This window comes from Chromohalobacter sp. HP20-39 (assembly GCF_033052815.1).
Lineage (GTDB): Bacteria > Pseudomonadota > Gammaproteobacteria > Pseudomonadales > Halomonadaceae > Chromohalobacter.
In genome coordinates this window covers 1-255 of sequence record NZ_JAWHTP010000902.1, presented here as the reverse complement: position 1 = coordinate 255, position 255 = coordinate 1, and the positions used below count along the sequence as shown (strand labels likewise).

The 255-nt window shown below is 58.0% G+C and carries 1 protein-coding gene; it reads left to right on the top strand.

Going from position 1 to position 255, the window contains the following annotated elements:
- Nucleotides 1–255: efflux RND transporter permease subunit (locus tag RVY79_RS20585; protein ID WP_317466451.1), on the top strand; the 255-nt coding region annotated here is incomplete at both ends.

The following is a 255-nucleotide window of genomic DNA, read 5'->3' as shown; positions in this document are numbered from 1 at the left end:
CAAGCGCAAGGGATCGATTACCTGTCGTCCTCGAGCATCACCGGTGTCTCCACAATTACCGCGACGCTTCGGCTGAACTACGATTCGAGCAAGGCGCTCACCGAGATCAACACGCAGATCAACTCGGTGAAGAACCAACTGCCCGCGCAAGCACAGCAGCCCGTGCTATCGGTGGCGGTGGGACAGACAACGGACGCCATGTACCTTGGGTTCTACAGCGATGTTCTGGCCACCAACAACATCACCGCCTACCTG